This window comes from Microcoleus sp. K4-B3, assembly GCF_036704615.1.
Classification (GTDB): domain Bacteria; phylum Cyanobacteriota; class Cyanobacteriia; order Cyanobacteriales; family Microcoleaceae; genus Microcoleus.
Genome location: NZ_JAUBSF010000164.1, coordinates 1 through 5,941, shown reverse-complemented (window position 1 = coordinate 5,941; position 5,941 = coordinate 1). Strand labels below are relative to the sequence as shown.

The window sequence follows — 5,941 nt, the reverse complement described above, 5'->3', positions numbered from 1 at the left end:
TTTACTAGGCATTGACTTTTCATAAATATGGTTATATTGTATAATACAATATGCGTTTTAAATGCACAACAGCTTAATGACTAATAGACCTCTCCTGAAAAGCAAGTCTTGAACAGGCAGGATGCCTGTTCCACAATAATTATTGGAGAGGTCTAATGACTAATGACTGCTAACTAATGACTAATGACTAATGACTAATTTATGATTGGTATTTATACAGAAATAGAACAGGGTCAGCGGTGGCTCGATCGCTATCGGGGACGAAAACCGATATTTGCCTGCGTGTTAGGATTTACGGCTACAGGCTTAATTCCGGGCATTTCAGCAGCAGGAGCAACCCCGCACGATCGACAATTTACTTGTTTGGCCGATGCAGAATTTTTGTATAACGGCCCCCAACCGTCGCCCCAATATCCTTTGCCGCCCCTAGAAGCTGGTGCCTCGCCGGTACTGATATCTCGCGCAGTAGTCGAAGCTTTGGAAATTCCCCTTTACCTATTTAATGCTGGTTTGCCCCTCCCACCTCCCGTACCTGCAATTAATTTGGGCGGCACTCCGGCAAAGTGTGTGATTTCTGGGAATGCTTTAGAACTCGAAACAGTCAAACATTTGCTCGAACAAGGATTAATTTGGGGAGCTAAATTGGCAGATCAAACTAATGGTAGCTATTTAATTTTAGGGGAGTGCGTAGTTGGGGGAACAACTACTGCTTTGGGCGTGTTAATGGGTTTGGGTATTGCAGCGGCGGGCAAGGTTAACAGTTCTCATCCTCGCTGCAATCACGCTCAAAAATTGGCTGCGGTGACAGCGGGACTCAATCATGCTGAGTGGGAAATTGGCGGACAAAACAGCACTCCCCTGGAGTTGGTGGCGGCGGTGGGCGATCCGATGCAAATAGCGGTGGCGGGAATGGCGATCGCCGCGAGTCGGACTTGCGGGGTACTCCTGGCCGGGGGGACGCAAATGCTGGCAGTGTACGCTTTGATGCAAGCCTTAGCCCGTGAATATGCTCTGGTATGGTGTCCCGAACAAGTTGCGGTGGGGACTACTCGCTGGGTGGCGGAAGACCCTACAGGAGACACTGTAGGACTCGCTAATGATATCGGCGGTGTGGCTCTGTTGGCCGCGCAGCTAAGTTTTGCTGGATCTCGCTACGGGCAACTGCAAGCTTACGATCGCGGCTATGTTAAGGAAGGTGTGGGTGCGGGAGCGTGTGCGATCGCCAGTGGCTTGGCTGCAAATTGGACTCCAACTCAACTCCTCCAAGCTGTTGAAGCTTTAGCCTCGCGGTGTGAAATTAAACATTAGATAGTCCTGGATGCCAAAAACCCGTTTTTTACTCCAAATATTGGGGTTTTGCAGCGATGAATACACTCCAAAACCGGGTTTTTAGTTTTCTTTGCGTCCAGCGCTGTGAGGAATTAAACATTAAAAATTAAGATGCGCCTATCGAGCAGCGAAGCTGGTTCTGCTGCTCAATAAACTTCATTTTGGCTGAATAATTATCTCATTTTATTTAGCATAAATGCTCTCATCTTTACATAATTTTCTACACAATATCTCGCTTTAATGCAGTATTCTTCCTGCTAATTGCGCGAGAGAAAAAACTCTATGCAATGACTCTATAAGTTGACGAGCATAAATCAACGCAACTTGTATTTTTTTGAGATTAATGCCCGATCCCCGCTAGCAATATTTAATTAGATCCGCCTACCTGTTGCGAGTGTACTCTTTTGGCGAGCAACTGTTCTTCCAAAGCAGCAATTCGATTGTAAGCTGCTGTTAGCTGAGCGGTTAGGCGCTGGATTTGAATTTCTGCGCTCAGCTCTTTTTCGAGGCTTTGAGAATTCTTGTCGAAGTAGCTGTCATCTAACAGTATGTCTTTGTGTTCAAAGAGCCCGTCGAGACGGCTGTAGCTTTGATATGACGAGGTTTTCTCATTTCCTACCGTTCCAGAGCTGGCGTTTCTCTGCTGCTGGGTCAGCTTCGTCTCCTGGGCTGACTCGAATAGCTTGTCATTGAGGTTTTCTATGAGTTTGTAAAGGGCATCGACTTGTTGGGTCAATAATGTAACTTGCTGGTGGAGCGCTTCCATACAATCATCCTTTGGCTCGTAACTTATATCTTTACATATAAGGTAAATCTTTACATAACTGCGATTTATCACTAAATTATTTAATTTTTGACGTAATTGTTGTGTTCCCAATCCTGACGGTAGATTTAGGAAGCCAGTCTGAAGATAATCGATCGCCATTCGTGAGTCGATTTGAGATTTGAGATTTGAGGTTTTAGATAGTTTTGGACGCAGGAACCTAGTTTTTTAACCCCCATACTTCGTTCAAACCTTCAATCAGAGTTAAAACATCAGGTTTCTGAGAGTCGGATCGCGGAGCGTTCTATTAGATTGACTTGGCTCTAGCCAGCGCTTTCAGGATTCAGAACAGTGGCTTTTTAGTTATTAATCTGTCGCGGATTTAAAAAGGATTTTTCACTTCGCTTGTGTAAAAAGCGTCATCCAGCGGCAGAGGGCAACACTCTCCTTGTTTCGTTATATTAAAAAATGTAACACAGATGCAGTCGATCGCCAACCCGGACAAGCGAAATTGGCTCAAAGGAACTTGGAGCAGAGAAATCAGGCGTTAAGTTGAGGGGGCTGTCGGCATCGGAAAGCTCGATCGACAAGGTAGAAGGTAAAATCAGGGCAAGAGCAAAACAGACTCACAGCGCAGCAGAACCGAGTACAATGGCTCTGTGTTTGAGGAAGAAATAAGATAAATCGGCGCCAATTACCGGACTCGACAAACAATTATTTTCCGGGCCGCAGAACACAAAACGATCGGTCAATATTTAGAAAAGCGGATTCACAGGTGAAACGAAGGTCTTTGCTATTGGGGGCCGCCACCCTAACTTTAAGTCAATTGGCGGCAGGGTGCGACTCCAAGCCCATTCTCAAAATTCGATCGCTCAAAAACAGTATTCCGGCCCAACTGGTAAGCAAATTTAGCCGCGATTTACAACCGTCTCCGCTTTTGCAGGTAACGCAAGAACCACAATTAAAAGAATTATTCGCCCTATTGCAGGAGTGGAAACAGGTTCCCAAATCAAAAAATCAAGCTGACTTGGTGATGTTGGGAGATTACTGGCTGACTTTGGCAATTCGGCAAAAATTAATTCAGCCGATCGATCCTGCTAAGTTTGCTAATTGGGCACAATTGCCCGAAAGATGGCAAAAACTCGTCAGGCGCAACGATGACGGTCAATTAGATCCTAAAGGTAAAATTTGGGGCGCACCTTACCGCTGGGGAAGTACAGTAATTGCCTATCGAACAGATAAATTCAAGTCTTTGGGGTGGACTCCCACAGATTGGAGTGACTTGTGGCGATCGGAATTGCGCGATCGAATTTCTCTGCCCGACAGTGCTAGAGAAGTTATCGGTTTAACATTAAAAAAACTCGGAAAATCTTACAATACGCAGCAATTAGATCGAGTCCCAAATCTCAAAAAAGAACTTGCAAATCTGCACCGACAAGTTAAACTTTATAGTTCTGATGCTTACCTGCAACCATTAACTTTAGGCGATACTTGGTTGGCAGTAGGTTCCTCTGGGGACTTGCTGCCGCTGCTGCAAACTCAAAAGGATATTGCTTTAGTAATTCCGGTTTCGGGAACTGCACTTTGGACTGATTTGTGGGTAGAACCAGCATCGGGAAATCCTGTTTCTTTAGTGGAAAAATGGATTGATTTTTGCTTGCAGCCTCGGATTGCTCCTCAATTATCTTTGCTGGCTAAGGCTAGTTCGCCGATAATTGTCGGCATGAAACCCGAGGATTTGCCGGAAGCTGTTCGCACTAATTCTGTGTTGTTGCCGGATGCTAAGATTCTTGCTGCTAGCGACTTTCTGCTGCCGTTTGGGGATGCGGGGATCTCGCTGTATCGATCGCTCTGGCAAGAAATTCGGCAAGTAGTGAAAGGCTAAAATTTCACTACGTTTTGAGGTACGTAGTTGCGCTTCAGCGCTCTTTTATCTATGAAAGAGCAAGGAGCAAGGAGCAGTTTGAGGTACGTAGTTGCGCTTCAGCGCTTTTTTATCTATGAAAGAGCAAGGAGCAAGGAGCAGTTTTGCATTTATAGTGCTGTCCCCGCTCCCGTATTGTACAATAGGCGAGCGGGACATTATTCAAAGAAAAAATACTTTTTAAAAAAATGAGATGCTTCCAAAGAGCGCTGAAGCGCAACAACGTACCTTAGAAAAATAAAAAAATAGCACGGGTTGAAGTGTTGGTATTTGAATTTTAATTACAATCGTAATTATAAATCACCTTAGAAAAATCTAATTTTTCTAAATCTTCAGCACGAATAAAAAAGTTTCCTACTCCCCAATCACCCCAACAAATCTCCTCATCACTCATCATTTGTAAGAGCAAAACTTTATGGTCTTTGTATTGCTGACTATCCTCACGAGGGTCAGTTTGTGTAAAGTAGGCATAACCACCTATTTTAGTCTGATAATTACCTATATTAGCATTATACCAACGTCCTAATTTGAAGTTATCTGCTCTCATTAAATTAGATAATTTTTCTATACTTTCGATAGTAAAAAAATGTTTGAATTGATAGTCTTCGCAACCAATCCACTCATGGTGGAGACTAAAGTCTAAAGCCAAACATTCTTGAGGATTATTCACATCGTTGTAATTTAAAGGTGAAAAGCCCTCCAATTCTTGATTTAATAAAAAAGCAAAATCTGTGGAGAAATTATTTTTATCAATCTCAGCAACATACAATAGTTTGAAATCTTTTTGATTGTCCAACTTGTATAAATCCATGCCATACAAATCTGTGTCACCGATATAAAATTGCAAAATTCCTTTTTTGGGGAAAGGCGCTAAATATGGCACTTTGGCAAAGATTTCCTCAAAATTGAGTTGTGCCAAAAGGTGCATATATTTTCCATCACTATCTTTGGGAAAATCGCAACCTTTCGGCAAGTAAGGCACTCCGCCAAATTTGCTTGACCACAAATCAGTCGCCTTTCGTTCGTAAGTGATTTTGATAACAGGCTTTTCTGAACTTTCAATTTCTTGGCGAAAAGGTTCTAATTCAGCAGGAAGCTCAAGGTTTGTTTTCATTTTTTTCTACGTATTACAAACCGCATTTATCAGCTCAAATGCACGGTGCGTCAGCTCTTGATTTATCCATTATACATCAAATAACTCGCTGCTGACGCACCCTACTAAAATTCCTTCCGCCTTCCTCGAAGACGCGGATTTGAGAGAGATTCTAAATCAATGCGACAACTAAGCCGATCGCCCTTGCACGAATAAACTGCCAAAGCTGTGCCTTGACGGTTGCAAACTCGCACATTGTAACCGTATTCGCTGGCGACAGTGCCAAAGCGGTTGACAAACTGATAGCGTTCCATATAATCGAGCAAACTCCAAAGTTGGCGGTTGACGATAATAATTACCCAAGTATTGCCGGGATCGACAAACCAGCGATCGAGCAATTTTCCGCCAAACTGTTTTTGAGCTAACCACAGACTCGGCACGCTTTTTTCGGTTTGCGAAAGCGGGGGCGACGGTAAATTAGCAGCGCTGCCAGTCGGGCAAGCCGGCTGCTGGGAAAATGCCGCAGATTGTCCCCACAGCAAGGCTCCGAGGCACGCAGAACAGGCGATCGGGAACAAAAATAAACTTTTTGTCAAAATGCCATGCCTGCGGGTATCAACATCGTATTTCATAATTATTATGTTCTTTATTATATGTTTCCCATAGGGGCGGGTTTTACCAACAATTTATGTCGGAAACTCGCAATTTAGAAAACCCGCCCCCGCACAGCAGATTACCTACATCAACCTTACATTCTGGAGTTTAGACTAAACAATGGCCGCAGCTAAAAGTAGCTGCCTTTTACTAGAAGGCAAGCTGTTACTCAACAACT

Annotated in this window: 5 protein-coding genes; 2 read left to right on the top strand and 3 right to left on the bottom strand. The window is 43.8% G+C overall.

Translation table 11 applies throughout. The features are described from left to right. Window positions 1-201: 201 nt before the first annotated feature. Complete coding sequence (gene cobT, locus QUA78_RS31480; protein WP_333306637.1) at window positions 202-1,308, top strand: nicotinate mononucleotide-dependent phosphoribosyltransferase CobT; 1,107 nt, start codon at window positions 202-204, stop codon at window positions 1,306-1,308. A 388-nt stretch (window positions 1,309-1,696) separates the two neighbouring features. Here the strand turns inward: cobT and QUA78_RS31475 are convergent, their stop codons facing one another. Further along, window positions 1,697-2,095 carry a hypothetical protein gene (locus QUA78_RS31475; protein ID WP_333306639.1) on the bottom strand — a complete coding sequence of 133 codons (399 nt, stop codon included), beginning with the start codon at window positions 2,093-2,095 and terminating at the stop codon, window positions 1,697-1,699. A 772-nt stretch (window positions 2,096-2,867) separates the two neighbouring features. Here QUA78_RS31475 and QUA78_RS31470 point away from each other — a divergent pair. Next, entirely contained in the window at window positions 2,868-3,977 is a 1,110-nt protein-coding gene (locus QUA78_RS31470; protein ID WP_333306641.1) for an extracellular solute-binding protein, read from the top strand. A gap of 316 nt (window positions 3,978-4,293) precedes the next feature. Here QUA78_RS31470 and QUA78_RS31465 read toward each other — a convergent pair whose 3' ends face one another. Further along, entirely contained in the window at window positions 4,294-5,130 is an 837-nt protein-coding gene (locus QUA78_RS31465) for a YwqG family protein (RefSeq protein WP_333306643.1), read from the bottom strand. 104 nt (window positions 5,131-5,234) lie between these two features. Next, complete coding sequence (locus tag QUA78_RS31460) at window positions 5,235-5,741, bottom strand: hypothetical protein (RefSeq protein ID WP_333306645.1); 507 nt, start codon at window positions 5,739-5,741, stop codon at window positions 5,235-5,237. Window positions 5,742-5,941: the final 200 nt, after the last annotated feature.